The organism is Sphingopyxis sp. (genome assembly GCF_036402335.1).
In the GTDB taxonomy this organism is placed as follows: domain Bacteria; phylum Pseudomonadota; class Alphaproteobacteria; order Sphingomonadales; family Sphingomonadaceae; genus Sphingopyxis.
On sequence record NZ_DASWTD010000519.1, the window covers coordinates 1 to 2,181 of the forward strand.

The 2,181-nt window shown below is 62.5% G+C and carries 3 protein-coding genes; all 3 read right to left on the reverse strand.

Features of this window, described 5'->3' with window-relative positions; all coding sequences use genetic code 11:
• A partial coding sequence (locus VGD20_RS16870; protein ID WP_331135543.1) for an MFS transporter occupies positions 1 to 266 on the reverse strand: 266 nt, incomplete at its 3' end.
• A 115-nt stretch (positions 267 to 381) separates the two neighbouring features.
• Complete coding sequence (locus tag VGD20_RS16875; RefSeq protein WP_331135544.1) at positions 382 to 1,314, reverse strand: alpha/beta hydrolase; 933 nt, start codon at positions 1,312 to 1,314, stop codon at positions 382 to 384.
• A gap of 160 nt (positions 1,315 to 1,474) precedes the next feature.
• Positions 1,475 to 2,181, reverse strand: a 707-nt coding sequence (locus tag VGD20_RS16880) for an AraC family transcriptional regulator (protein WP_331135545.1), incomplete at its 5' end; no start/stop codon positions are given.

The window sequence follows — 2,181 nt, forward strand, 5'->3', positions numbered from 1 at the left end:
ATCGACCAGACAATGACGCACAGCGACAGGAGGACGCGACGATCCATGCGGTCGGCGAGCCAACCGAGCGGAAAGGCGGCGATACTGGCGAATAATACCGCACCGAAGCCCTGCAGGCTCCCGATTTGCGTGTCGCTGAGATGCAAATCCGCCTTCAACTGCTGCGAGAGCAGGATGATGACCTGCCGGTCGATGACCGCGTAGAGCGTAGCCACCGAGAGGACGAGAAGCGCATACCAGGATGCGAGTGATGCCCGCGATTGCATTATCTTGATTTCCCCTCCTGCAGCGATGCTGCCATCGCTGTCCGGACTTCAGGCAAGTCGATGTGGTCGGCCGGCGCGCGGCATACCTGCCCGCGGTCCCGATTGCTCGCGATGACTAGAGACGCAGCGCGAAGCGCAAGCCGCGGCTGATGGCCGCAGGGAATACGCTCAGATGCGTTTCGTTTTCGAAGACGATGGCCTCGACTTCGCACGGAGCCGGGGCTTCTAGCGCGCGCAGGCGGTCGGCCAATGCCAGCGCATTGGTGACCATCGCGAACGATGTGAGCATTTCCTGCATCTGTTCGCGCGTCACGCCCGGATGGACGGGCACATGTTCGGCCAGCTTTTCCTCAAGCTCCCCCAAGGTGAACAAGACGCGCGGTGCGACTTCGCCCGCCGCAACCGGCGCCGCGAGCTTGATCTCGTCGTCGAGGATCGCGCCGCCGCTCCAGTTGATCGACGGACTGCCGACGAGATAGGTCTGATAGGCGGCGGGATGATTGAACAGGACGTGCAGGGCAAACAGTCCGCCGAAGGAATCGCCCCACAGGATGTTGTTGCGGCGATCGGTCGCGTAAGTGGCGTCGATAAGCGGCCGCAATTCCTCGATCATGAACCGGTGAAAATTCTCCGCATCGCCATAAATTGCGCCCTGGGTGATCGGCGACGCTTCAAGCCCCGCGAGCGTAGCCGCGTCGGGCTGGGTCGGCAGCAGGTCGGCGCAACGCGCACGCGACGCATAGGCCCAATCCTTGCCATACCCGATTCCCACCAGATAGGCGGGCTTCAGTTCCAGGCCCACCGCCTGCATCAGGAGCGTGTCGGCAAATGTGTGGAAGATGAAATCGGCGTCATTCAGATATATAACGGGGAAGCCTTCCGGCGGCGGATCGCCCGCCCACTCGGGCTTGGCCACATAAATCCGATATGTGCGTCCGGTGGACTCGGAGGTCATGTCCCATTGTTCGCAATTGGCGCGCTCAACGGGCAGTCGGACGGGCGTGGTGGAAGCCGGTGACGGCGCTGTCTCGGCGATTGGATCAGTCATGAAACACCTTTTGATGAAATGGCGGTCAGACTAGCCATCGATTTCAGGCCCGTCTTTCGCCCCTCGCCAAAAAGATTTCGCATGCCGCCAAATGGGCGAACGCCGAGCCGTGCCGTTGTGCCCACTTCGGCGAAATGCTCAAGGAAGCATGGGCGGCCGTTCAGCTTCGCGGCAAAGCGCTGCGCCGGCGAAGCTCGCTCGGAGTGGCGCCGAAGTGCCTCTGAACCGCGACCGTGAAGCTCGATGCGCGATTGTAGCCGACTGCATAGGCAATCTGCGTGATCGAGGCGTCCCGCTCGTTGAGGAGTTCCAGCGCCTGCTGCATCCGCAGGCCATGGACATAGTCGAACACGGACTGGCCGAGTATCTGCCGGAACCCGCTGCACAGGGCGCTGCGACTAAGCCCGACGCGGCGCGCCAGCACCTCGAGCGAAGGCGGCGAGGCCAGGTCATCGGCCAGCACCTGCTGCGCCTTCAATACGCCACGCGCCGTCAGCCGCGTCGTCTCGGGAGAGGTGAAGCCTTCGCTGTGGTCGAAAGCCTCGAACATCTGGCAGATGATCTCGATTGCCTTCGAGTGCAGGAACAATCGCCGCTTGTGCCCCTCGAGCGGGCAGCCATGTACGTCGTCGAGGCACCGGAACATCGCGGCTGACAATGGCAGCGCGCGGCCGGCTGTCTGCCGCAGGTCGCCGTTGAGGAAATCCTGGACATCGACCGGCAGTTCATGCTCGCCGCCCGCGAAGAGCGTCTTCAGGGCATTCCGATGGATGACGATGTAGATATATCGTGCCATCCCCGCGAGTGTCACATCGGCCGGCGGCTGATATTCGGGTTCGATGATGAGTGCCGTACCCGGCCCTTCGA